Source organism: Sphingomonas sp. 67-41 (genome assembly GCF_001899725.1).
GTDB lineage: Bacteria > Pseudomonadota > Alphaproteobacteria > Sphingomonadales > Sphingomonadaceae > Sphingomonas > Sphingomonas leidyi.
Map to the genome: position 1 here is coordinate 1 of NZ_MKWJ01000033.1, position 24768 is coordinate 24768.

Here is a 24768-nt window from a genome sequence, read left to right on the forward strand (position 1 = left end):
CGTCGTCATTCATATCTGGGCGGCATCAGCCCGCTCGCGTTCGAAGCCAAGGTGGCATAATGAGATAGGTGACCGGCACAAAACCGTTACAAGTCCAGAATGACCGCCGAGAAGCCCAGGCGGCATCATTATGTGCCGCAATTCTACCTCCGTCGCTTTGCCTGCCCGGACGACGCGAACAAGGTTCGCGTGGTCGAACGACATGGCGATATCCTCGCCATCGACCGCAAATCCATCGATCGCATCGGCTATGAGGACTCCCTCCACGACTATGTCGCGGACGGTGTCGAAAGGTCGATCGAAGGCCCGATCAACCATATGATCGAGACGCCTTTCTCCAACAGTGCGACCTGGAGGAAGATCGTCGAGGGTGCCGGCACCAGTCTCGCCGAGACCGACAAGATCCCGATCTATGGGTTCGCCCGTCACCTCCAACGTCGCAACCTTGAGACCTTGCGCTTCATCGAGGCTGAGTCCGCCCGCTTCGCGGATGGCGCGCTCGACGGCAACTTGAGCGAGGACGAACAGGAGATGCACACATGGATCGCGGCGTCCGCGGACAATGCGCACGCCCTGTTTCGCGAGGGCGCGATGGACATGAATATCCCCGAGGACGCCGACGCCATCAACGTGATGGTCTGCCATTCGCCGATCCCTTTGCGGACATCGACGAACCCCACGCTGATGATCTCGGCGCCGGGCCATCAATCCATCTTCGGCGCCTTCTTCAACGACCTGCGAACCTGGTGGCTCACGCTCGATCGATATTGTGGCGCCTTCATCATCGCCGGTGGCCCACCGGGCTTCAGCAATTCCACCCTGCCGCCTGACGCCGCCCGCATGATCAACCAGCAATATCTGGTCCAGCATGGCAACAGCATGACGGTTCGCTACCTCCTCGCCAACGACCCCTATCTTGATGACGACCTTATGTTGGCCGGCTATGGCTTCGAGCGGTCCACGACCCATGGTGCCCGATGGCGCAAGCTCAGCACGGGGCGATGATCCGGCAACCACGATCCGGCGGATTGCACTAGGTCAAGCCTCCGGTTTGTCGTGAAAGCGGGGCATTCCGGGATTGCACTCCGAGCGATAGACGACAGGATAAGCGTCCCGAGGTCGGGCGGATGCCCGCTGAAGCGGGCACCGGGCTCTATCTCCGCTCCGCTCCGACCAAGCCCCCTTTGGGGTCTTGGCGGCTGACGCCGTAACGATCCCTTCCGCGGGGATGCCGGGCAGGGAGGCATTCTTCCCGAAACGCCAGAATGCCCGGCACGTCCATCGCAATGCAGGCTTCGCCTAAGGAATCGCGCTAGTCGCGCGATGCGGATCGTGGAGCCAGCAGACAAGCCATCACCCCCTTCGCCGCCCTCGCAGGATCCGTGCGTTGCAGGACGGGTTTCGTCCGCAAGAATTGCGTCGGGGCAAAGCTACGCTAGGCGAAAAGGGGCCGGCGATGTTTGTCTGTTTTCAACAGAAGCGCCGGCCCCTTTTCGCCAAGCTTCGCTAGAGCCCCTCCCGTGCTTCTTGCGGACAAGAGCCCCGCCCTGCGCCTTCGGACCTGCGAAGGCGGCTCCGGGTGCGATGACTTGTCAGCCGGTCCACGCTCCCTTCCCATTCAAGCAGAACCGTCCGCTGACGCGGCCGGTGCGTCTTTGTGTCTGTTGGCCGCTGCGCGGCTGTTTCTTGCTCAGGCTCACCAGGTACGATGGATTTCTGTCAAGAAATCAATGCCATGGAAGTAATGGAGGGGAGGGAGTAGGGTTCAGATGTGGCCGGGAAAGAGAAACGAGCCACAGCACAGAGAAAGGATGAAGTCATGAAGATCGGTAGCTTCAAGTTCGACGAGCGCGCCAGCGACATTATCGGCAAGATCGCCACCCGCGAAATGCGCTTTCCTTACCTCATCATGCGCCGCGTCGAGGATCGACAGAGCGACAGTGCCCCCGTCTATGAGATTTACGAGACGAACCGCGCTGGCGACGAAATCCAGATCGGCGTGGTCTGGGAACGCCGCATGAAGTCCAATGACGAGGTGTTCCTGTCCGGCATGGTGGACGATCCGAGCTTCCGCGAGCCGCTGCCCATCGCCCTTTTCGGGGACGAGACGAACGGCTTCGATGTCCAGTGGCGGCGCGAACGCGAGCGCGAGGCGCAGGGCGGCAGCTTTGGCGGGCGCAATGGCGGCGGTCAGCGGTCGGGCAGTTTCGGCGGACGGACCGGCGGCGGTTTCTCCGGCGGCAGCACCGCAGGACCGGACGGCGGATATACCGGCGGCGGACGCAGCCTTGACGATGAGGTGCCCTTCTAAGCGGCACCAAAGGCGGGCCGGGGGAGCGCTGGAACGCTTCCCCGGACCCTGAACCGTCACCCGACCAAAGGAACCCATCCCATGAGCAAGCCAACGGCCTTGCGCAGCGTTAGCAGCTTTGCCGACCTGCCGGAACTCTATGCCGAAGCCATCGCCACGCCCGATTTCGTGGCATCCTTCGGCGACCCCTTGCCCCTCACCATCATCGAGCCGGACGAGGAACCGGCCGAACATTTCATGCCCGATCCGCTCGCGGCACAGGCGGAATGCGGCGGCATCATCGCCGCCATCTTCGACCTGCTAGGCGATACCCGACTGGACCCGCTTGCCCCGGAACTCGCATGGGGCTTCGTAAACAGCTTCCATTTCGTCGCAAACAAGCTGGAAGGCCGCGAGGACAGGCTGGCCGATACCATTCGCGATATGGCCCGCCGTCTGGAACCGGGCGAGGTGTTCAACAAGGAACTGGAAGACACCCAGCTTGAATGCCAGTCGGTCGCGGAACAGCGCGCCGCCATGGAAGCCATGCGCGACTATGCGGCGGCAATGTATCGTGCCTATGCCGGTCGCCCATGGTCGCCCGCAAAGGGTTCGCGCGCGTCCCATGTCACCACCGCCAGCCAGATTTCGGCGCTCGACTTCCTGCGCGCAAGGTCCGAACGGAAGCGTGACCGATACGACCCGCAAGGCCCCGTCGTGGTCGTGTCCGGCCCTTCCGACTGGCACGATTGGCGGATTATCTGGGGACGGCTCGACCAGATCAGAACGCGCATTCCTCACATGGTGCTTGTCACCACCGGGCAGCGCCTTGGGGTGGATGCAGCCGCCGCAGCATGGGCCGCACAGCGGGGCGTGGTCTGCATCGCGTTCGGCCTCTATGGGCGCGGCAACGGCAAAGCCTTCCGGCGCAATCGCAACATTGCCGAGCTTATGCCCGTCGAGGCGTTGCTATGCGAAGGGTCGGGCATCCAGTCCAGCCTCTATGACCTGTTCAACCCGGAGAAGGGCCACCGCGTCCCGACCCATGTTTTCATGCGGGCAGATCAGGCGCCCGATGTCCCGATCAAAAAGAAGCGCCGCGTCATAGCGGCCTGATCGCGAAGCCACCAAGAGAAGGGCCGGGGCGGGCAACCGCTCCCGGCCCCTTGTCGTGCCTTTGGCACGAGCGGGGGAAACCCGAACGGTTTTCCCCGCGCCGCTCCTTTTGCCGGGCGTGCCGCCCGCCAACGTCGCTCCCCTTTCCGCTAAAGATGCACAGCCGTTGAGGCGTCATCACCGCCAGCCGGGGGAACAACCGCGCGCTTGCGAGCCGACCCAGCAGACGGTTCCGCCTGGACGCCTTGTGCCGTCAGCCCCTTGAGCGCGGCAATCGCCACGCCGCCGCCGACCCGAATCGCTTGGCTCAGCACGTCGCGAAATTCGCGCTCGCTTAAGCGTTCGACCGGCAATTCCGTCGCCAGCTTCCCATAATGGGCGCGCAATCCACGCCGCACCGTCTCGGCTTCCCGCGCGAGATTTTGCTGATCGGCCTCGATCTTCGCCAGCCGTTCGCGTTCCGTCATCTTGGGCATTCTTAGACTCCTTGCTCAAGGAGGTCTGCCCGCCGCCCTCGACTATCCACCAAGGACCACCGCCATGCAATGCCTTCCCCGCGATCGGAATGCGATCACGCCCGCAAACGCACCCAACCGGGGAGACCCGCCCACGGTCGAGTCGACGGGCGCAGCGGGCAAGCGCGCTGCGGAGGAGGGACGCACGCCGGAGGCGGATGTAATGCACCCCACGCACGGGTGCTGCGGGCGCGAATCGCCTGGATTTCCGCCACTTTTCGTCGGCACAAAGCGGCTGTCGATCTGGCACTGATCGGCTGCCGGTGGCAGCCATGTCCTGTCGCTTCTTACCCTAAGGGATTGATCTGCCTTGGCACTTAGTGGCTGCCAGCGGCAGTTTCGATAAATTGTTGAGATCGCGGTGTAAATCGGCTATAAAGGCTGCGCTTCACCACGTTGCTGGCGTGTCGGACAAGGAGTCCGCCGCTTGGCACGCATCACAATCCGCATTGACGATGACCTCTATGCGCGCCTTTCTGTCCAGGCGCGCAACGCAGGTCTCGGCGCCGCGACCTATTGTCGCGACATCCTCGAACGCTTCGAAGGCAGTGATCCTTCGGGCTATCATGCCCGCTTCGACGAACTCCACGCGACCGTCATCCAGGCGTTCGCGATCCTCGCTACTTCGGTCGGAGAGCGCTCGCCGGACATTCTCCAGAAGGGACTGGGTGAAGCGCGCCGGCTCCTCCGCGAAAGGGGGCTGCTCGATCCCGAGCAGGACCGGCCGTGAGCATCTTCCGCCATGACACGCTTGGCTCCTGGACGCGTGGCGGCCAGGCCATCGTCCACAATGTCCGCATGACCACCCAGGTCTTCTACCAGACCTTCCTCGCGGGGCTGGTGATCTGGATCGGCGGCATCATCTGGTACGCACTCGAAAAGTCGTCCGAATACGAACGCTTCGTGATGCTCAAGATCACCCAGGCCTATTTCATGGGTGATACGCTGCCCGGTAACGCGACACCGATCCTGTTCAAGACACCGGCCGGCAAACAATATTGGACCACTCCCAAGAGCCTCGTCAGTTCGGGCGTCGCCCATAAGACGCTCGCGGCCTTCGAAACCTATCTCCTCCACGGAGCTTTGCTTGCCGGTCTGTTCGCCCTCGCAATGCTGTTCTGGGCATGGTTCTACTTCACCCGGACGGGGAGGGGGCTCGGCTCCAATCAGTTTCTGCGCGGGGCGCGGTTCGGCACCGTCAAGCAGGTTCGCCGCGCGCTCTGGCGTCAGGCCAAGGGCAGCTTCCAGATTGGCGGCGTCAATGTGCCCGACGCTTTCGAACCGGAGCACATCCTGATCTGCGGTGCTCCTGGAACGGGAAAGACCAACATCATCGTCAAGATGCTCGACGGGATCCGCAAGCGGAAGCGCCGGGCGATCGTCTACGACACCGCCGGCACCTTCGTGGAGAAATTCTACCGGCCCGGCATCGACGCCCTGCTCAACCCGCTCGATGCGCGCGCAGACTCATGGTCGCCCTGGGTCGATGTGCCGCGCGACTATCATTACGACCAGATCGCGGAGTCCACGATCCCCGACAAGACGGGCGATCCTTTCTGGGCGAAGGCTGCGCGGGGCACGCTGGTCGCCGTGCTCCGGAAATTGGCGAAGCAGGAACGTACCCTCGTCTCGATCCTGCTCGACACGCTGCTCCGCTCCAAGCTGAAGGATCTCGCCGCCTTCGCCGCAGGCACCGATGCGGCGGCGTTCATATCGACCGAGGGTGAGCGCACCAGTGCCGGCATCCAGGCGGAGCTCGCCTCCGTGATGCGCAGCTTCTCCTATCTCGACGACACCGCCGACGGGTTCTCGATCCGCGACTGGGTCGCCAATGAGAAGGACGACAGCTGGCTGTTCATCACTGTAAAGGCTGACCAGCTTCCCTCACTCCGACCCCTGATCACGGTGTGGCTCGACATCGCGATCAGCGCGATCATGAGCATGACGCCCGATCGCAACCGGCGCCTCTATTGTGTCATCGATGAGCTGCCGACGCTCCAGAAGCTGCCCTCGCTCGGCGACTTCCTCGCCCGTGCCCGCAAATATGGCGGCTGCGGCATCCTCGGCTTCCAGAGCTACCCCCAGCTCGAGGCGACCTACGGCATTCAGGATGCCGCGGCGATCACCGGCTATTGCTCGACCTGGGTGGCTCTCCGCGCCAACGACACCCCCACCGCCAAGCATGTCAGCGAGAATCTCGGGCAGGTCGAGCAGGTCGAAGCCAATGAGGGCATGTCCTACGGCGTGAACGACATGCGCGATGGTGTGAACCTCTCGCGCATGCAGGTCACCCGGCCGCTGGTCATGCACACCGAGGTCACCAACCTGCCGAACCTCATGGGCTACCTGAGGTTCGGTCGCAGTCTGCCGGTGGTCCGCTTCGAGGACAGCTACAACAAGGTGGCGTCGGTCGCCGAGGCGTTCGAGGAGCGGACAACCACTCCCATCAGGCTGGCTGGGCCGGTCGTCGAATTCCCCCCGGCACCGCTGGCCTCATCCTCGCCGACCAGGCCCAAATCTTCCCCTCCGAAGCGGCGGCGGGCTGGCTCCGAAGAGCAACCTGCCGAGCTTCCGCTCCCGCAACCGCATGAACCGCCGACCGCGCCCGTGGACGCCTCGAGCGAGAGTCCTATGCCACCGCCCGCCGATCCGCCTGGAGGGGGAGAACAGCAGGCTCCACGCCCTCGCCTCGAATTGTTCGGCAAGCCTGCAGGCTTCCGCCTTGAGCAGCACGGTCGTCGTGACGGCGCCCGCAACAAAGCGAGGCCGGCATGATCAATCCCATCCGCCTAAAGGGCAAGCCCGCCAATATCGCTCGCTATTACACGGTCGGCGACTATTACACCAAAGGCGCCGACGAGCATTCCGAATGGGGTGGCAAGATCGCCGCTGAACTCGGCCTGGATGGCAAGGTCGATCCGGTCATGTTCAAGGAACTGCTAGCCGGAAAGGTCGAGGACCAGCAATTGGGCCGGCGCCGGGCCAACGGAGAAATCCAGCACCATCCGGGTTGGGATTTCGCTGTCAACGCCCCCAAGTCGGTGTCGATCATGGCGCTGGTCGCCGGTGATCAGCGGATCGTCGAGGCGCATGAGCAGGCCGTTAGCGTCGCGCTCTCCTATCTCGAGGAACATGCCACGATGCGCCACCGCGTCGATGGCGAGGTCACCGAGAAGACGACCGGGCGGCTGATCTACGCGCGCTTCACCGAGCATGCCTCACGCGAACTCGATCCCCACCTCCACACCCATGTCGTCGTCATGAACATCACCGACGAGCGGGACGGTGAGAAGAAAGTCAGTCTCGAAACCCGCGCCATGTTTGCCGAGCAGATGACAGCTGGTCAGGTCTATCGCAACGAACTCGCGCATCTCCTGCGCGAGCGCGGCTACGATGTCGAGTTCGACCCGCGCAAGGGGCTGTTCGAGATCCGGGGTGTCCCCAAGGCTCTGATCATCGACATGTCGCAGCGCGCCGAGCAGATCGACGCCCATGCGAAGGAGCACGGGCTGACCGGGCAGGCTGCGCGTCAGCATTCCTTCTATGTGACGCGCGGGCCCAAGCAGAAAATGTCCCTCGAAGCTCTCCACGAGAGCTGGGAAGGTCGCCTCGGAAAGCATGCCGAAGCCGTGCATGACACGCGGGCCGATGCCGAGAAAGCGGGCGCGCGCGACATCGAGGTGCCCCAGCCGGTCGCGGCCCGGGCGATGCTCTTCGGGCTCCGGCAGTCGGAAGGGAAGGAAGCCGTCAACAATCTCGGCCGGTTGCTGCAGACGGCTCTGGCCTCCCATGTGGGCGAAGTTCGGCTGTCGGACGTCAGGCCGATCGTCGAGGAGCACCAGGCGCGCGCCAAGCTCCTCGAAACGCGGCATCCGACCGGCGACGAAGTCCACACACGTGGCCGGACGTCACGCAAGACCGCGCGCCTTGAAATGGCCCTTGCGGACCATCTGGCTTTGGCGCTGGGAGACGCGAAGCCGCTCGCCTCGGTCGAGAGCCTGCGTGATGCGGGGATCGCGCACGGACTGAAGCCTGACCAACGGACGGCTCTTCTGCATCTGGGGCTTTCCTCCGACCGGGTGGTCGGCGTCCATGGTGTCGCGGGCTCAGGCAAGTCGACGATCATCGGCGCGCTTCGCGAGGCAGCGGGGGAGGAAGCGACCCTCATCGCGCTCGCTCCCACCTCATCAGCCGCCGGCGAACTCGGCAAGAAGGCGGACATCGAATCGCGCACGGTCGCCAGCCTGCTCGCCTCTGGCGGCGCCAAACTCGACGACGGCCATGTCCTCGTCGTCGATGAGGCCGGGCAGCTCGGCAATCGGCAGGCGGTCCGCCTGCTCGAGATCAGCCGGACCACCGGCGCGCGGCTGATCCTGCTCGGCGACACCCGCCAGACGGGGGCGATCGAGCAGGGCAAGCCCTTCTGGCTGATGCAGCGCCTCGGCCTACCCAAGGCGGAACTGCGGGAGACGGTACGACAGGAGGCTGACAAGATCACCCAGGCGGTCCGCCTGGCGCGGCTCCAGAACTATGATGGATCGCTCGGCGCGCTCGACAAGGTGATCAGCGGCGACAGCGCGGAGAAGCTCGCGGTCGCGCTGGTCGCCGACTGGACGCGGCTACCCCCCGAAACCCGGGACAGGACCAACATCCTCGTCCTCGAAAACGCGACCCGACTGATCGTCAACACCAAAGTGCGCGAAGCCCTGAAGGTGGAGGGCGCCGTCGCCGCCGAGGATGCGCGGCTCTCGATCCTGTCGCCCTCGGGCATGACCGATCAGGAGAAGCATTTTGCGCGCTTCTACTCGCGTGGGCAGGTGGTGGTGTTCTCGCGTGACAATGCCGGCCTCGGCATCGCACGGGATGCCGAATATAAGGTGGTGGGCGTCGGGCGCGATGCTCGTGGCCGGCAGATGGTCAACATCGTCGATGAGCATGGGCGGACCATCCAGTGGGATCCTCGCCTTGGCCGAGCGTCGCAGATCAACGTTTTCAAGGACGAGAAGCGCGACCTCGCCGAGGGCGACCGGATCCAGTGGCGTCTGGTCAACAAGGAACTCGGACTGAAGAATGCCGAGCGCGGAACGGTCGAACGGCTCGACGGCATGATCGCTACGATCCGCTGGGATCGGGACGGGAAGGCGCAGGAGATCGACCTCTCCCGCCACAAGAACTGGGACCATGGCTATGGGGAGACCGTCTACTCAGCGCAGTCCAAGACCTACGATCGAGTCTATGTTCTCGCGCCGGTGAACTCGCCGTTGGTGACCGGTCAGAATTACTACACAGCGATCACCCGCGCCCGGTTCGGTGCGAGTCTCTGGACCGAGGACCGCGAGCGGCTCGTAGAAAAACTGACCCTCCGGTCGGGCGAGAAGACATCCTCACTCCAGGGGTTGGGTCGGATCGAGAAGGACAGCGTGAAAGGGCGCACCGCGCTCCATGGGGAGCGCTGGGATCGGCTGCGCGACGAACAGCGCGTCGAGCGGCAGGCCCGCAAGGACCGTCTCTCGACGGCCCAAACACAGCCGGAAGTGGCCAGGGCTAACGGCCTTTCTTCCTATATCGCGGGGCGGGCGCAATCGGCAGCGAGCTTCCTCGATCGGTGGATTATCTCTCTGCTCGAGCGGAGTTCGGGCAGGGGAGACGACCGCGAGCAGGGGCCGCAGCAGCCGTCCTCAGCCCAACAGCCGCCACCCGAGCCTCAGCACGCCCCCGCTCGGGATCACGGAGGCGGGCATGACCGTTGATCTAAAACCAGCCCGGCGCTTGCTACCGCTCGCGATCCTCCTGGCATCAGCAGGCCATGCAGACGCCAGAGGTACACCGTCGGCCGATCACGAGGCGCGCCTCGGGCAATGCATCCGGCAGGCAGCGGGAGGTCGCGCCTGGCTTGAGAAAACCCTTTGGGGACTGCGCGACCAAGAAGGGGGCTGGATCGGGGCGCAAGTGCCGAACGGCAACGGCACCCATGATCTTGGACCACTCCAGGTCAACAGCTTCTGGGTGCCGAAGCTCTCGAGACTGACCGGGCGACCACCGGAGCAGGTGAGAGGCTGGCTCAAAAGCGATCCGTGCTTCAATGTGCAGGCCGCGCGCTGGATCTTCCTCTCTGCTCTCAGATTATCGAACGACTACTGGAAGGCCATTGGCATCTACCACAGCCCTACCGAATGGCGTCAGCGGAGATATGCGAATAGCGTTGCGATCAAGTTGAGAGTGCGTTTCGGGGATGATGCCTTCGAGTGAGGGCTCCTAACTACTGATCTGTGTGGAAGCGCCCCGGCAGCGGGAGCCTTTCAGGCTGCCAGCCGGAGCGCCTTGCGAGCGAGAAGCGCCGTCACGAACTTATCCCATCTTTTCATTCCGGCACGCTTTTCAGGCATATAATTCCAGCGATCGTAGCTCTTCGAGCTCACGTCCTGAAGCGTGTGATTTTGAAGCCGGTCGCGGATTTCCTTGGAGACGCCAGCCTTACCCGCCAATGTCTTCCAGGTTCGCCTGAGGTCGCGATTGGTCACGTCGGGAATGACGCCGCGCTCTCGCACTCGCCACATAAACGAATAGAGAGTACCATGTGCGACTGGTTTGCTCGGGTCGGTTGCCGAAGGAAAAAACCAGCCGTATTCGTTAGGCGTGATGCTTTCCAGCAGCTCGACCGCGATCGAGGGAAGCGGGATTGCGTGCGCCTTCGTGTTCTTGGTCTTTGACCAATCGAGGATTTGCTCCTTTCGATCATACTGACTGACATGGAGCCGAGCGATCTCCTCGACGCGCTGGCCGGTCAGCATGAGCAAGCGGACCGCTCTGAGATATGGGGGATGCACAGGTGCATCGGGACATTCCAGCCATTTGTAGAGGCGCACGTATTCCTCCTCGGTCAGCCACCTCGTACCAACCACCTTCGGCTCAGTCGGGATGTCTGCAGCCGGATTAAAGGTCAGGCGAAAGCGACGTGGCGAGGCGCTTCGATAATCGTTTTCAGATTTCAAACCCCAGGAGAACGCCGAGCGGATGTAGCTGCGGACATGGTCCGCCATCGATCGCTTTCCTCGATCATAGATGGGTCGGATCACTCCTAACACATCCTCCGGCAGGATTTCCCGAGCTAGCCGATTTCGCCCGAGCGTATCCGCGATCTTGTTCAGCCCCTTTTTGGCTTCCTTCCAAGATGGCTTTCCAGCGTCCTTCAACGCATCCGTATAAGCTTCGAACAGGTCGGCCACCGTCCCGGGTCGGGAGTCGCCTGCGACCTTGATGCTGCTGCCCCGCTGGATCGGAAGCGCATAGTCTCGCTCGAAAATCTTGCGCGCATTTGCCAGCGAAAGCGACGGGTACTCGCCGACCTTCGACTTGATGCGCTTTTTGTCCCTCCACTGGACCGCGTACCAGACCGCTGTAACGCGCTTTGGCATCGGCTTGAGAATCAGCGTCAACCGACCTGTGCCGTGGCCCTCCCCGTCAGGGAGGCTCCTCTCTCTTCGATTGGCTTCGGCAAGTTTAATCGCCTGTCTGATCTCGCCATCTGTCAAAGCTACCACGGGTCATTCCTACGCTGGGGACGGCTCTAAAACTGGGGCCGTAAAGTGGGGGCGGTTAACGTCCATACCCCCAAGAATTGCCACATAACCGTCCCCTGTCAATAGAGATAAAAAACCGCGAAAATGCGCGGTAATGCGCTAGGGTGTGCTGGGGTCAAAATGACCAAGTGGGGTGGTTGTGGACAAGGATCAGCGCCGCGGAGCCGAGCTCGATCGCGCGCCGGATCACTTCGCGGACATAGACGGCGGCCTCGTCGATCGTGCCTTCGCCCATCAGCTCGTCGCGGATCAGCATGTTCTTGGAATTGAGATGGAGGACGCGGAAGCGCTCGATCGCATGATGGGCCATGTCGGCGCGCAGATAATCGAGCAATGCCTGCCAATTGGCGAGTACCGGGCGCTCGGCGACTTCGGCGCGCAGCAGGCGGAGCGCCGCGGCATGGGCCGTCTTCAAGGCGGCGACGCTGGTCTCGCCCATGCCCTTCACGCGCGCCAGCGCCTCGGCATCCGCAGTGAGAAGCCCGGCGATGCCGCCGAATTCGTGGAGCAGCGCCCTGGCCAGCGGCTTGGTATCCTGCCGGGGAATCGCCAGTGCGAGGAGGTATTCGACGAGTTCGTGATCGAGCAGCGCGTCCGGCCCGCCCTCGAACAGGCGGCGGCGCAGGCGCGCGCGGTGGCCGCTATTGTCGGAACGTTCGGACATGTCCGGCTTGTTCCTGCAAATGCGCCGTTATTCAAGGCGAGGATTTCGCCGATTTGGCGGCGAGACCTGACCCGGAGTTGACTCGGTCCGCCAGCGTTCCTAAAGCGCCCGAGCAACGCGGCCGAACAGCCGGCGATGCTTGTATGTCGTCGGCGCTGTCGGCGGCTTTTTTCATATCTGGAACGCCTTGACCGCCTTGACCCAAGACCGTGCTCCGAGCGACCTTGACCGCCGCATCGCCGATGCGAAGGCGGCCGAGGCTGCGCGCACCGGATCGGCGGTTCCCAAGGCGCCTGCCGACGCCAAGGGCTACAAGCAGGGTTCGCGCGTGCTGATGGACCTGATCGGCATGCCGCTGGGCGGTGGAATTCTGGGGTATGCGCTGGACAGCTGGCTGGGCACCAGCCCGTGGCTGCTGCTGACCCTGCTCGTGCTGTCGATCGCGGCGGCTTTCCGCAACATCTACAAGATCTCGAAGGAGCGCGTTGAGTGAGCGCCGGCGCAATCAATCCGATGGAGCAGTTCGAGGTCGGCAAGCTGATCAAGTTCGATCTGCTTGGCTATGATCTCTCGTTCACCAACTCGGCCCTGTTCATGTTCGTCGTGGCGGCGCTGCTGTTCGTGTTCATGCTGGGCGGGATGAAGCGCGCGCTGATCCCGGGCAAGTGGCAGCTGATGGCCGAGGGCGCGGTGGGCTTCATCGATTCGATGGTGAACACCAGCATCGGCAAGGGCGGCAAGAAGTTCGCCCCCTACATCTTCTCGCTGTTCTTCTTCATCCTGTTCGCCAACCTGGTGGGCATCCTGCCGCTGGCGGTGGTGCCGGGGCTGCACACCTTCGCGGTGACCAGCCACATCACCGTGACCGCGGTGCTGGCCTTCTTCTCGTTCGCCATCGTGCTCGCGGTCGGCTTCTGGAAGCACGGCCTGAAGTTCTTCGGCCTGTTCGTGCCGCACGGCGCGCCGCTGTGGCTGATGCCGGTGATCATCCCGGTGGAATTCATCTCGTTCATGGTGCGCCCCTTCTCGCTGGGCCTGCGACTGTTCGTCGCGATGACCGCGGGGCACATCCTGCTCGAAGTGTTCGGCAGCTTCGCCGTCCAGGGCCTGAATGCCGGCGGCATCGGCTATGGCGTGTGGTTCGCCTCGATGCTGATGATCATCGGTGTGAGCGCGCTCGAACTGCTGGTCTGCGCGATCCAGGCGTACGTCTTCGCGCTGCTGACCTCGCTTTATCTCCACGACGCGGTGCACCTGCACTAAGTCGCGCTGTTCGTTTGTTTTTTGGATTACGTAGGGAGCTTGAAATGACTGACGTTGGTGCAATGTACATCGGTGCCGGCCTTGCGGCGATCGGCATCGGCCTGGCCGCGCTCGGCGTGGGCAACGTGTTCGGTTCGTTCCTCGAGGGCGCGCTGCGCAACCCGGGTGCCGCCGACGGCCAGCAGGGCCGCCTGTTCATCGGCTTCGCCGGTGCCGAGCTTCTGGGCCTGATCGCGTTCGTCGTCGCGATCCTGATCCTGTTCGTCGTCAAGGGCTAAGGTCGAAGGACAGCCAATGCCGCAGCTATCCCAAATCCCTGAGATCTACGCGTCGCAGCTTTTCTGGCTCGCGATCGTGTTTGCGCTCATCTATTTCGGGATCGGCAAGGCGATGGTTCCGAAGATCGAGCGTACGGTCGAGGACCGCAACGCCCGCATCGCCGGAGACCTCGCCGCGGCCGAGGCTGCCCGAGACGCGGCCCATGCGTCGGATGCCGCTTACGAGTCCGGGCTGGAATCGGCCCGGACCACGGCGCTCGCGACGCTGAGCCAGGCCAAGGACAAGGCGACTGCCAAGGCCGAAGCCGAAGTGAAGAAGGGCGATGCCGCGTCCGAGGCGAAGGTCGCCGAGGCAACCGTGCGCATCGAAGCGACCAAGGCCCAGGCGCTGGGCGAGATCGAGGCCGGGACGGTGGATGCCGTCCAGGAGATCGTCGCCAAGCTCTCGGGCGTGACGGCCGACCGCGCGTCGGTCACCAAGCAAGTGAAGGCGGCGCTGGCCAATGGCTGAACAACCCCATGGCATGAAGGCGGAGACCGGCACCGTGGAACTCCATCATGAGCCTGCGGCGTTCGGCATCACCGCGCCGGGCTTCGTCGCCATCGCGATGCTCGTCGTGCTTGGCGTTATCCTGTGGAAGCGCGTGCCGGCGATGATCGGCAAGATGCTCGACGCGAAGATCGCTTCGATCCGCCAGCAGCTGGACGAGGCCACCGCGCTTCGTGCCGAGGCGGAGGCCGAGCTGGCCAAGGCCAAGGCGCGCAATGCGGCGAGCGCGGCGGATGCCGCGGCGATCGTCGAGCATGCCGAGGCCGAGGCCAAGGCGCTGCTGAAGAAGGCCGAGGCGGATGCCAAGGAACTGACCCGGCGCCGCGCCAAGATGGCCGAGGACAAGATCGCCGCTGCCGAGCGCGCCGCGATCGCCGCGGTTCGCGCCAAGGCGGCCGATGCCGCCGCCGCCGCCGCTGCGGCGATCATCGCGGAGAAGCATGGCGCCGAAGCCGACAAGAAGCTCGTCGACCAGACGATCGCCGGGCTTGGCCGCCTGAACTGACGGCCCGCTTCGGCGAGGCTCGTGCGAAAAGGGCGCGCATCCCCCTGGATGCGCGCCCTTTTCGCGTCCGCCCTTCCCGTGCTGGCGGCATGGAGGGCGGGCGGCTAGGATATCCGCATGACCATCCAACGCTGGCTCCAGCTCGCCACGGCCCTCACCGCGCTGCTGCTCGTCTTCCTGATCGGAGTGGCCTGGCACAGCGCCGTGGAGGACCATCGCCAGGCAAGCGATATCGGCGCACGGACGCACGAGACGATGGAGCGCATCGAGGCGCGGGCGAACGCGCTGGAGAATGAAGCGGGGCGATAGGATTGCGCGGCGCCTCCCCCGGCGCGCCGGGGGAAGCGTTGGAAATTCACGCCGCCGGCTTGCGGAACTTGTAGATGAACTGGTCGGTCTTGCCCCGGATTTCGGGCGTGAAGACATTGGCGGTGTGCGGATCGTTCGGATTGCGCAGCAGCGGCAGCTCGCCTTCGAACTTGAAGCCGGCCGATTCGATCTCCGCGCGCGCGGCGGCGGGATCGATGCGGTGGAGCGTCTGCGGCACGGCGAAATCGGGATCGGTGTTCGCGACATGGTCGATCACCAGCAGCACGCCACCGGGCTTGAGCGAATCATAGAGCTTCTTCGCGATGCCCCTGGCGGCGCCCGGCGCCGCCGCCTTGAGGTGCAGGTCGTGCCAGTTCTGCACCGTCACGATCGCGTCGAGCGGCTCCGGGAAGGCGAAGCTCCTCAGGCTGTCGCGCAGCGGCGCGACATTGGCGCGGCCCTCCACCGCGGCCTTCTGCTCGTCGGCATAGGCGGCGCGGTACTGGATGAACTCCGCCGGCTGATAGGCATAGACCTTGCCCTTCGGCCCCACCGTCGGCGCGAGGATGCGGGTCCAATAACCGCCGCCCATGATGAAGTCGGCCACCTTCTGGCCCGGCGCGATGCCGGCAAAGGCGAGGATCTCGCCGGGATGGCGGGCGGCGTCGCGGTCCTTCTCGGCCTGGGGGCGGCCCGCATCGCCCAGGGCGGCGGCGATGGGGGCGGGGACGGTCTGGGCATGGGCGGCGAGTGGGGCAGCCAGCGCGAGCAGCGCGGCGGACAGGACGAGCTTCATGGGACGACTCTCCTAAGATATGTGCGCGGAGCATCGCACATCCTCGTGACGGTTCAAGGCGCTCCCCTGCCGCCATCGCGCCTTTCGTCGGGATGACGAGAAGGGGAGTGGCGGTCGCCCTCCGCACCGCCTAAATCCCGTGCGACGATGTCCGATCCCAACGCGCCCGACCGCTTCAACGAAGAGACCGCCACCTTCGCCGTGCGCGGCGCCGATGCGCCCGATCTGGAAGCCGGGGTGGCGGCGATTCGCAACGTGCTCAAGACGCTGCCGGCGCGGCCCGGCGTCTATCGCATGCAGGACGCGCGCGGCGACGTGCTGTACGTGGGCAAGGCGCGGGCGCTGAAGAACCGGGTGACCAACTACACTCAGGTCCAGCGGCTCTCGAAGCGGCTCCAGCGGATGGTGGCGCAGACGCGATCGATGACGATCGTCACCACCAACAACGAGGCCGAGGCGCTGCTGCTGGAAGCCCAGCTGATCAAGCGCTTCCGCCCGCCCTACAATGTGCTGCTGCGCGACGACAAATCGTTCCCGTTCATCCTGCTCAGGCGCGACCATGATTTCCCGCGCATCCAGCTCCATCGTGGCGCGCGCAAGGTGAAGGGCGACTATTTCGGGCCGTTCGCAGGGGCGGGGCAGGTGCGCAAGACCCTGAACGCGCTCCAGAAACTGTTCCTGTTGCGGAGCTGCACCGACGGCTTCTTCAACACGCGCGACCGGCCGTGCCTGCTCTACCAGATCCGTCGCTGCTCGGCGCCGTGCGTCGATCGCATCACGCCGGAGGCCTATGAGGAACTGGTCGACGACGCGCGCGACTTCCTGATGGGCAAGAAGACCCAGGTGCAGGCCAAGCTCGGTGCGCAGATGCAGGCGGCGGCGGAGGCTCTTGATTTCGAGCTGGCGGCGATCCTGCGCGACCGGCTGAAGGCGCTCACCTTCATCCAGGGCAGCCAGGCGATCAACGCCGAGGGCGTGGGCGATGCCGACATCTTCGCGCTCGCCTGCAAGGGCGGCGTGATGGGCATTCAGGCCTTCTTCATCCGCGGCGGGCAGAATTGGGGGCATCGCAGCTTCTTCCCCGCGCACACCAACGACGTGTCCGAGGACGAGGTGCTCTCGGCTTTCCTGATGCAATTCTACGAGGAAGTGCCGCCGCCCCGGACGATCTTCGTCGATCGCGACCTGGCGGAGGCCGCGCTGCTGGCCGAGGCGCTTCGGGAACGCGCCGGGCACAAGGTGGCGCTGGGCGTGCCGCAGCGAGGGCCGCGGCGGCGGCTGCTGGAACAGGCGACGCGCAATGCGGCGGAAGCGCTCGACCGACGACTGGCCGAGGGGACGACCCAGGCCAGGCTGCTGGCCGAGATCGCCGACATCTTCGAGCTGCCCGAAAGCCCCGAGCGGATCGAAGTGTATGACAACAGCCATATCCAGGGCACCAATGCGCTGGGCGCGATGGTGGTCGCGGGGCCCGAGGGCTTCCAGAAGAACCAGTATCGCAAGTTCAACATCAAGCGCGCCGAGACCGTGCCGGGCGACGATTACGGGATGATGCGCGAAGTCCTTGCCCGCCGCTTCGCCCGCGCGCAGGACGAGGACCCGGACCGGCAGGGCGGGAGCTGGCCCGACCTGGTGCTGCTCGACGGCGGGCGCGGGCAGCTGAATGCCGCCCGGGCAGTGCTGGAGGACCTGGGCATCGAGGACGTATGCCTGGTCGGCGTCGCCAAGGGCCCGCACCACGGCCGCGACGGGCGCGAGGTTTTCCACCTGATGGACGGGCGCGAGCTGATGCTGCCGGTCAATTCGCCGGTGCTCTTCTATCTCCAGCGGTTGCGCGACGAGGTTCACCGCTTTGCGATCGGCGCGCATCGGCAAAAGCGCGCCAAGGCGATCGGAGCGAGCCCGCTCGACGAAGTTCCCGGGATCGGCCCGGCGCGCAAGAAGGCGCTGCTGATGCATTTCGGCACGGCGCGGGCGGTGCGTGCGGCAAGCCTCGAGGATCTGCAGAAGGCGCCCGGCGTAAGCGCGGGAGTCGCGCAGCAAATCTACGACCATTTTCATATGCGATAAATATTTTCCGCACGGTTTCCGTGCGAAATCTTCGCGCGGGCCGGCTTGCCGCGATCCCTGGAAAGGCTAGATACGGCGGCGAAAACGGGGGGTTCTCATGTACCGCAATGCGCTGGCGTCGATCCTGTTCCTTGGCGTGTCCGGAGTGGCGCATGCCGGCGAGAAGCCGCTCTACCAGCCGGTGCCCGATTGGGTGCGGCTGGCGCCCGAACCCGCAGCCACCGGCCTGACCGATGACGCGCCGGCGATGGTCATCGGCGATGTGCAGGCCCGCATCGCAGACGGGCAGAGCTGGACCTATTACGAGCGCGCTACCCGCCTCGCTTCGATTCTGGCGGTTTCGCAGGCGGGCACCATCAACCTCGAATGGCATCCGGCGCATGGCGACCTGATGGTGCACGGTGTCGATATCCTGCGCGGCGGCAAGCGGATCGATGCGCTGAAGGGCAAGAGCTTCACGGTGTTGCGGCGCGAGCAGGGGCTCGACGAGATGAAGTTCGACGGCCGGCTCACCGCCACCCTGGCAGTGGAGGGACTGCAGGTCGGCGACGTGCTCGACCTGCGCTATTCGGTCACCATGAGGGATCCGGCTCTCGGCGGCAATGCGGTGATCATGGGGCCGGTCGTCGCCGAGCCCATCAAGGTCGGCTTCGTGCGGACGCGGCTGCTATGGCCTACGGACCAGGCAGTGAAGTGGAAGACCTATCCGGTGGGGGCCGAGCCGCAGGTGCGCGATGCGGGCGGGTGGCACGAGCTGGTGTTCAAGCTGCCGGTCGCCCGGCAGCCGGAGATGCCCGCGCGCATGCCGGGGCGGTTCGCAAGGCCGCCGATCGCGGAGGCGACGACCTTTGCCGACTGGCAATCCGTCTCCAAGGCGATGGCGCCGCTCTATCGCGTCGACGGGCTGATCGCCCCCGGCAGCGCGCTGGCCGCGGAAGTGGCGAAGATCGCCGCGGCGGAGAAGGACCCGCGCAAGCGCACGGCGGCGGCGCTGGCCCTGGTGCAGGGCAAGGTGCGCTACCTGTTCCGCGGCATGGACAATGGCAATTACGTGCCGCAGACGCCCGCCGAGACCTGGACGACCAAATACGGGGATTGCAAGGCGAAGACGCTGCTGCTGCTCGCCATCCTCCGCGAACTGGGGATCGAGGCAGAGCCGGCGGCGGCGAATCTGGCCAATGGCGATCTGGTCGCCGAGCGGCTCGCATCGCCCGCCGCCTTCAACCATGTCTTCGTGCTCGCCAGGGTGGGCGGCCAGCTGCTGTGGCTCGACGGGACGGGCACGGGCACGCGCCTGGAGGACATAGACGATGTGCTGCCCTTCGACTGGGTGCTGCCATTGCGCGCCGAGGGGGCGGGGTTGCTGCAGGTGCCGGCCCGCGCGCCGGTACGCGCGACCGGGGCGACTGTGTTTGATATCGACCTGACTGGCGGCATCGATGTTCCTGCACCGTTCGAAATGAAAGTGACGACGCGCGGCGCCGCCGAGGGCGGGCTGAAGGCGTTGATGGGCCTGCGCAGCAAGGAGAGCCTGCTGGACATGTTCCGCAATCTCGTGCCCGCGTTCGGCCAGGACATGCTGCTCACCGGCAGCGACGTGAGCTTCGACGAGGCGAGCGGCACGGCGACGATCGCGTTGTCCGGCATCCTGAATCGGAGCTGGCGGTACCAGGATGGGCGCTTCCGGCTCGATGCCGCGGCGCCGATCGCCTATCAGATTCCCGATCGCACCCGGGCGAACTGGAAGGACATTCCGATCGCCACGGGCAATCCGATGCGCACCTCGAACGCGATGCGGGTGCGGCTGCCGGAAATGGGCGGCTATGTGCTGGAGGGCGATGCCGCGCTCGACGCCACCTTGCCGGGCGGCAAGCGAGTCGTGCGCCGGGCGACGCTGGCCGGCGGCCTGCTTTCGATCGATACCGAGGATGCGCAGACCGGGGCCGAGATCGCCCCGGCGGAGATTCCCGCGGCGCGCGCGAAGCTTGCCGAGCTCAACAACCGCGTGCTGCGCGTGCGGACGCTGCCGGGCGCACCGGGCCCATGGCGCGGGGTGGAGGCCGCCAAGCGCGCCGGCAAGTACGACAAGGTGCTCGCGCGCTATGCCGCCTATATCGCCGAGAAGCCCGAGGACGTTTCGCGCTATCTCGCGCGGGCACGCTTCCTGGCCAAGATCTTCGAGCGCCAGAAGGCGCTGGCCGATTTCGACAAGGCGATCGGCATGCAGGCAACGGCCGCGACCTATCGCGAACGCGCCGCGCTGCACCGGGCGCTCGGGCACAAGGCGGAGTCGCTCGCCGATCTGCGTGCGGCGCAGGAACTCGATCCGGGCAACACCGGCACGCTCTATGCGCTGGCGAGCGAACTCGCCAAGCTCGGCCGTCTGGACGAAGCGCTGGCTCTGCTCCAGCCCAGGATCGACGAGGAAGGCGAGAACCAGCCGGACCTGCTGGCGGCCAAGGGAGCCGCGCTGGGCCATGCCCGCGATGCCGCGGGCGCATTGGCGGCCCTTGACGCGGCGATCGCGAAGCGGCCGGGCAATGCCGGCTTCCTCAACGGGCGCTGCTGGATCAAGGGCACGCTGGACGTCCAGCTCGATACCGCCCTGAAGGACTGCACGCGCGCGATCGAGCTGGGATCGGGCGGCGCCGCGGCGGCGGCGCTCGACAGCCGGGCCCTGGTCTATTTCCGGATGCGCCGGTTCGAGGAGGCGCTGGCCGATATCAATGCGGCGCTGGAGCAGCGGCCGGCAGCCGCGAACAGCCTGTTCCTGCGCGGCCTGATCCTGCGGCGGACCGGCGATGCCAAGGCAGGGGATGCCGCCCTGGCCGAGGCCGAGCTGCTCTTCCCCCAGGTCGACGAGGATTTTGCCCGCTACGGGATCAAGCCCTGATCCCCGAGCGGGCATTCGGCATTTCTTCATGCCCGTGCGATACTCGGGCACCATGGCTACCCGGGTCTTCATCACGATCGATACCGAGATCATGTGGCGACACCATGTCGCCGGGCTCGATGTCGACACGATCGTCCAGCGCTCGCTGGAGCCCGCCAATGTGGGCGTCGCCTGGCAGCTGGAGCAGCTTGCCCGGCACGGCCTCAAGGCCTGCTTCTTCGTCGATCCGATGCCGGCGCTGGTCTATGGGCTCGACCCGATCCGGCGCGTGGTCGGCGCGATCCTGGAGGCGGGGCAGGAAGTGCAGCTGCACCTCCATCCCAACTGGACCGGCGCGCATGCGGGCGACAAGGGCGCGACCTATGGCGCGTTCGAGCTGATCGACTATAGCTTCGACGAGCAGGTGGAACTGCTCGCGGGCGCATCGGACATGCTGGTCGCCTGCGGCGCCGCCGAACCGGTCGCGTTCCGCTCGGGCAGCTATTCGGCGAGCGACGACACGCTGGGCGCGCTGGCCCAGCTCGGCTTCGAATATGATTCCAGCCATAACGGCTCCGAACATCCCTGGCCGAGCGCGATCGGGCTGGAGCCGCGCCAGATTGCGCCGATCGCCCATCGCGGGATCATCGAGGTGCCGGTCACGCTGATCGAGGACCGCGCCGGACATCTGCGCCATTTCCAGATCTGCGCACTCTCCGCCGGCGAGATGCGCGCGGCGCTCGACCATGCCGTGGTGCGCAGCCATGCGGCGGTGACGATCGTGAGCCATGGCTTCGAGCTTGCAAATCGCGCCGGGACGCGGCCTAACGCCGTGCATGTGCGTCGCTTCGAAGCGCTGTGCCGCATGCTGGCCAGCCGCCGGGGGGTTCTGGTGACCGAACATTTCGCCGACAGGCCGAGAATGGCGCTCGGGCAGGAGGATGTGCCGCTCGGCCCGAGCCTGTTGCGCACGCGCTGGCGCCAGGCCGAGCAGCTCTGGTCGAACCTGGTCGAGGAGCGTGCCGCGTGAACGCGATGAGCGACGTTGCCGCCGAAGCGCCCCAGGCCAGGCCCACCAGCCTGAAGTTCGAGATCGGCGCGCGCACGCTGGCGACGATCCAGCGCCACCTGGTGCGCATTCCGCTGACGCTCGACCAGGCGCGGGCCGATCGGTTGCCGGTGCTGCCCCCCTTGCCGCGCGAGGCGCATGGCTATGTCGTCACGTCGCTGCCCGAGCATCTGGTGCCGGCGCTGGTGAACGCATCGGGCGACATGCTGCCTTTCGTCCGGCAGCGCTACACGCGCTATTTCGCCGATTTCGGGATGGGGTTCGATGCCTGGTGGAACGGGCTCTCGTCCAACGCCCGCCAGGGCATCAAGCGCAAGGCCAGGAAGATCGCGGCGGAAAGCGGCGGCGAGCTCGATGTGCGCGCCTTTCGCGGGCCGCACGAACTGGAGGCCTTCCACGACGTCGCCCGTCGGATCTCGTTGCGAACCTATCAGGAGCGGTTGCTCGGCTCGGGCCTGCCGGACAGTCCGGAGTTCATCGCGACGATGCTCGCCCAGGGCGCCGCCGACCAGGTACGCGCCTGGTTGCTCTACGTCGCGGGCGAGCCGGCCGCGTATCTCTATTGCCCGGTGATCGAGGGTGGCGTGGTGATCTACGCCCATGTCGGCCATGATCCGGCGTTCAACGATCTTTCGCCCGGCGCGGTGCTCCAGCTCGAGGCGATGCGCGAGCTGTTCGAGGAGGGGAAGTTCGCCCGCTTCGACTTCACCGAGGGCGAGGGCCAGCACAAGCGCCAGTTCGCCACGGGCGGCGTGGCGTGCGTCGACCTGTTCCTGCTGCGCCCGTCGCTGGCCAATCGGGTGACGATGGCGGCGCTGGGCGGGTTCAACCGCGGCGTCGCCGGCGTGAAGGCGCTGGTGAAGCGGGTGGGGCTGGAGACGCTGGCGAAGAAGGTGCGCCGGGGATCCTGATTCCTCCCCGAGACAAGCTCGGGAGAGGAATTATATAGCAGTCCAATGCATCTTCGCGCCGAAGCCGTCATCCTCTCCGTTCGCGCGCATGGCGAGCATGGCGCGATCGTGCGGGCGTTCACGGAGGATCACGGCGTGCAGCCCGGCTATGTCCGTGGCGGGCATGGGCGGGCGCTGCGGCCGGTGCTCCAGCCGGCGAACCTGGTGCAGGGCGAATGGCGTTCGCGGACCGAAGATGCGCTGGCCGGGTTGACGGTGGAGCTGCTCCACAGCCGCGCGGCGATGTTCTCCGAAGCCCTGCCCGCCGCCGCCTTCCAGTGGGCGACCGCACTTTCCGCCTTCGCCCTGCCCGAGGGGCTGCCCTATCCGCGGCTCTACGACGCACTGAGCGGCGTGCTCGCCGCGATCGAGGCGGCGCCGGCGGCGCGGGGCTGGGCGGTGGCGATGGTCCGCTACGAGCTGCTGCTGCTCGCCGAGCTCGGCTTCGGGCTCGACCTCGAGCATTGCGCCGCCACCGGCCGCAACGACGATCTTGCCTATGTCAGCCCCAGGAGCGGCATCGCGGTGAGCCGGATCGGGGCGGAAGGCTATGCGGATCGGCTGCTCCGGCTGCCGCGCTTCCTGGTCGAGGGCGGCGAGGCCGGATGGGGCGATATCCTCGACGGCTTCCGGCTCACCGGCCATTTCCTCGAGCGCGACCTGCTGATCGGAAGGGGCGCCGAACTGCTCGCGGCGCGGGCCCGGCTGGTCGATCGGCTGAAGCGCGCTGTTGCGTGACGGGCACAAGGGCGGCAAAGCAGGCGACGACGACGTGGGGAGCATGAATTGCCACTGATTGCTGTTCTGCCCGGTGACGGGATCGGGCCGGAAGTTACGCGCGAGGCGCGCCGCGTGCTGGAAGCGCTGGCGCTGGGCCTCGACTTTGCGGAGGCGCCCGTGGGCGGCGCGGCCTATCTGGTGACGGGGCGCCCGCTGCCGCAGGAGACGCTCGACCTCGCCAAGAAGGCCGATGCCGTGCTGTTCGGCGCGATCGGCGATCCGCGCTTCGAGGCGCTGGAGCGACGGCTGCGCCCCGAGGCGGCGCTGCTCGGCCTGCGCCGCGAGCTGCAGCTCTTCGCGAACATTCGCCCGGCGACGCTGTTCCCGGCGCTGGCCGATGCCTCGCCGCTCAAGCCCGAAGTGGTCGCGGGGCTCGACCTGGTCATCGTCCGCGAGCTGGTGGGCGACGTCTATTTCGGCGAGAAGGGCCGGCGGCACGATGCCGAGGGCCTGCGCCAGGGCTTCGACATCATGAGCTACAACGAGGCGGAGGTGGAGCGCATCGCCCGGGTCGGCTTCGAGATGGCCAAGCGCCGCCGGAAGAAGCTCTGCTCGGTCGACAAGGCGAACGTGCTCGAGACGTCGCAGCTCTGGCGCGACGTCGTCAACGAGCTGGCGACCGAATATCCCGAGGTCCAGCTCACGCACATGTATGTCGACAATGCCGCGATGCAGCTGGTGCGCGCGCCGGCGGCGTTCGACGTGATCGTCACCGGCAACCTGTTCGGCGATATCCTCTCCGACCAGGCCAGCATGTGCGCCGGCTCGATCGGCATGCTGCCCTCGGCCTCGCTGCGTGCCTGGAGCGGCGACAACGGCATGTACGAGCCGATCCACGGCTCGGCGCCGGACATTGCGGGCACCGGCAAGGCGAACCCGTGTGCGGCGATCCTTTCCGCGGCGATGCTGCTGCGCCATTCGCTCGGCAACGAGGACGCGGCGCAGACGGTGGAGGCCGCCGTCGCGGCGGCGCTTGCCGCCGGCGCGCGGACGGCGGATCTCGGCGGATCGCTGTCGACCACCGAGATGGGCGACGCGGTGCTCAGGGAACTCGCGTGATCCCCGATCAGCTCGAGCTGGCAGTCGTCATCCCGACGTTCAACGAGCGCGCGAACGTGCCGTTGCTGATCGAGAAGCTGGATGTGGCGCTGAAGGGGCGGA

At 65.8% G+C, this 24768-nt stretch carries 22 protein-coding genes and 1 pseudogene; 19 read left to right on the top strand and 4 right to left on the bottom strand.

Annotated features, from left to right (window positions below):
• The first annotated feature begins 99 nt into the window (after window positions 1-99).
• The 3 genes from BGP17_RS23350 (at window position 100) to BGP17_RS23360 (ending at window position 3406) form a co-directional block, all read left to right on the top strand.
• On the top strand, window positions 100-1005 hold the full coding sequence (locus BGP17_RS23350; RefSeq protein ID WP_070156532.1) for a DUF4238 domain-containing protein: 906 nt from the start codon (window positions 100-102) through the stop codon (window positions 1003-1005).
• Between the two features lie 814 nt (window positions 1006-1819).
• Window positions 1820-2311 carry a DUF736 domain-containing protein gene (locus BGP17_RS23355; protein ID WP_070156533.1) on the top strand — a complete coding sequence of 164 codons (492 nt, stop codon included), beginning with the start codon at window positions 1820-1822 and terminating at the stop codon, window positions 2309-2311.
• A gap of 81 nt (window positions 2312-2392) precedes the next feature.
• Entirely contained in the window at window positions 2393-3406 is a 1014-nt protein-coding gene (locus BGP17_RS23360) for a DUF2493 domain-containing protein (protein ID WP_030539254.1), read from the top strand.
• A gap of 149 nt (window positions 3407-3555) precedes the next feature.
• Here BGP17_RS23360 and BGP17_RS23365 read toward each other — a convergent pair whose 3' ends face one another.
• On the bottom strand, window positions 3556-3882 hold the full coding sequence (locus tag BGP17_RS23365; protein ID WP_070156534.1) for a hypothetical protein: 327 nt from the start codon (window positions 3880-3882) through the stop codon (window positions 3556-3558).
• Window positions 3883-4348: 466 nt separating this feature from the next.
• Between BGP17_RS23365 and BGP17_RS23370 the strand changes: the two genes are divergently transcribed.
• Genes BGP17_RS23370 through BGP17_RS23385 form a run of 4 tightly spaced genes read left to right on the top strand, consistent with a single transcriptional unit; the run spans window position 4349 to window position 10170 of the window.
• A complete protein-coding gene (locus tag BGP17_RS23370) occupies window positions 4349-4651 on the top strand; it encodes a YlcI/YnfO family protein (RefSeq protein ID WP_025291971.1) in 303 nt (100 codons plus the stop codon).
• Window positions 4648-6696 (top strand): type IV secretion system DNA-binding domain-containing protein, encoded by a 2049-nt coding sequence (locus BGP17_RS23375; protein WP_070156535.1) that lies wholly within the window; start codon window positions 4648-4650, stop codon window positions 6694-6696. The genes BGP17_RS23370 and BGP17_RS23375 overlap by 4 nt, the downstream gene beginning before the upstream one ends.
• The gene (mobF, locus tag BGP17_RS23380) at window positions 6693-9671 is read left to right on the top strand and encodes a MobF family relaxase (protein WP_070156536.1); all 2979 of its coding nucleotides are present in this window, start codon (window positions 6693-6695) and stop codon (window positions 9669-9671) included. The genes BGP17_RS23375 and mobF overlap by 4 nt, the downstream gene beginning before the upstream one ends.
• Complete coding sequence (locus BGP17_RS23385) at window positions 9661-10170, top strand: lytic transglycosylase domain-containing protein (protein WP_223806388.1); 510 nt, start codon at window positions 9661-9663, stop codon at window positions 10168-10170. Before mobF ends, BGP17_RS23385 begins: the two co-directional genes overlap by 11 nt.
• A gap of 50 nt (window positions 10171-10220) precedes the next feature.
• Here the strand turns inward: BGP17_RS23385 and BGP17_RS23390 are convergent, their stop codons facing one another.
• Together BGP17_RS23390 and BGP17_RS23395 are read right to left on the bottom strand one after the other, a co-directional pair.
• Window positions 10221-11462 carry a tyrosine-type recombinase/integrase gene (locus BGP17_RS23390; protein ID WP_070156537.1) on the bottom strand — a complete coding sequence of 414 codons (1242 nt, stop codon included), beginning with the start codon at window positions 11460-11462 and terminating at the stop codon, window positions 10221-10223.
• A 166-nt stretch (window positions 11463-11628) separates the two neighbouring features.
• Window positions 11629-12165 (bottom strand): annotated as a pseudogene (locus tag BGP17_RS23395) (JAB domain-containing protein); the annotation flags it as partial.
• A gap of 139 nt (window positions 12166-12304) precedes the next feature.
• Between BGP17_RS23395 and BGP17_RS23400 the strand changes: the two are divergent.
• The 6 genes from BGP17_RS23400 (at window position 12305) to BGP17_RS23425 (ending at window position 15070) form a co-directional block, all read left to right on the top strand.
• On the top strand, window positions 12305-12658 hold the full coding sequence (locus BGP17_RS23400; protein WP_275915674.1) for an AtpZ/AtpI family protein: 354 nt from the start codon (window positions 12305-12307) through the stop codon (window positions 12656-12658).
• Window positions 12655-13428 (top strand): F0F1 ATP synthase subunit A, encoded by a 774-nt coding sequence (locus BGP17_RS23405; RefSeq protein ID WP_167301484.1) that lies wholly within the window; start codon window positions 12655-12657, stop codon window positions 13426-13428. The genes BGP17_RS23400 and BGP17_RS23405 overlap by 4 nt, the downstream gene beginning before the upstream one ends.
• A 62-nt stretch (window positions 13429-13490) precedes the next feature.
• Window positions 13491-13706: a F0F1 ATP synthase subunit C gene (locus tag BGP17_RS23410; protein WP_086130767.1), complete on the top strand. Its 216-nt coding sequence runs from the start codon at window positions 13491-13493 to the stop codon at window positions 13704-13706.
• Between the two features lie 16 nt (window positions 13707-13722).
• Entirely contained in the window at window positions 13723-14217 is a 495-nt protein-coding gene (locus BGP17_RS23415; RefSeq protein ID WP_286713878.1) for a F0F1 ATP synthase subunit B family protein, read from the top strand.
• Entirely contained in the window at window positions 14210-14761 is a 552-nt protein-coding gene (locus BGP17_RS23420; RefSeq protein WP_286713879.1) for a F0F1 ATP synthase subunit B family protein, read from the top strand. The genes BGP17_RS23415 and BGP17_RS23420 overlap by 8 nt, the downstream gene beginning before the upstream one ends.
• Window positions 14762-14878: 117 nt before the next feature.
• Window positions 14879-15070 (top strand): hypothetical protein, encoded by a 192-nt coding sequence (locus BGP17_RS23425; protein WP_167301481.1) that lies wholly within the window; start codon window positions 14879-14881, stop codon window positions 15068-15070.
• A 46-nt stretch (window positions 15071-15116) separates the two neighbouring features.
• Here BGP17_RS23425 and BGP17_RS23430 read toward each other — a convergent pair whose 3' ends face one another.
• On the bottom strand, window positions 15117-15866 hold the full coding sequence (locus BGP17_RS23430) for a class I SAM-dependent methyltransferase (RefSeq protein WP_286713880.1): 750 nt from the start codon (window positions 15864-15866) through the stop codon (window positions 15117-15119).
• 147 nt (window positions 15867-16013) lie between these two features.
• Between BGP17_RS23430 and uvrC the strand changes: the two genes are divergently transcribed.
• The 6 genes from uvrC (at window position 16014) to leuB (ending at window position 24666) form a co-directional block, all read left to right on the top strand.
• Complete coding sequence (uvrC, locus tag BGP17_RS23435; RefSeq protein ID WP_286713881.1) at window positions 16014-17936, top strand: excinuclease ABC subunit UvrC; 1923 nt, start codon at window positions 16014-16016, stop codon at window positions 17934-17936.
• A gap of 97 nt (window positions 17937-18033) precedes the next feature.
• Window positions 18034-20829, top strand: a complete 2796-nt coding sequence (locus BGP17_RS23440; protein WP_286713882.1) for a DUF3857 domain-containing protein — start codon at window positions 18034-18036, stop codon at window positions 20827-20829.
• A 52-nt stretch (window positions 20830-20881) separates the two neighbouring features.
• The gene (locus tag BGP17_RS23445) at window positions 20882-21838 is read left to right on the top strand and encodes a polysaccharide deacetylase family protein (RefSeq protein ID WP_167301602.1); all 957 of its coding nucleotides are present in this window, start codon (window positions 20882-20884) and stop codon (window positions 21836-21838) included.
• A gap of 5 nt (window positions 21839-21843) precedes the next feature.
• The gene (locus BGP17_RS23450; RefSeq protein WP_286713885.1) at window positions 21844-22788 is read left to right on the top strand and encodes a GNAT family N-acetyltransferase; all 945 of its coding nucleotides are present in this window, start codon (window positions 21844-21846) and stop codon (window positions 22786-22788) included.
• A gap of 45 nt (window positions 22789-22833) precedes the next feature.
• Window positions 22834-23565, top strand: a complete 732-nt coding sequence (gene recO, locus BGP17_RS23455; RefSeq protein ID WP_286713883.1) for a DNA repair protein RecO — start codon at window positions 22834-22836, stop codon at window positions 23563-23565.
• 48 nt (window positions 23566-23613) lie between these two features.
• Window positions 23614-24666: a 3-isopropylmalate dehydrogenase gene (gene leuB / locus BGP17_RS23460; protein ID WP_286713884.1), complete on the top strand. Its 1053-nt coding sequence runs from the start codon at window positions 23614-23616 to the stop codon at window positions 24664-24666.
• Window positions 24667-24768: the final 102 nt, after the last annotated feature.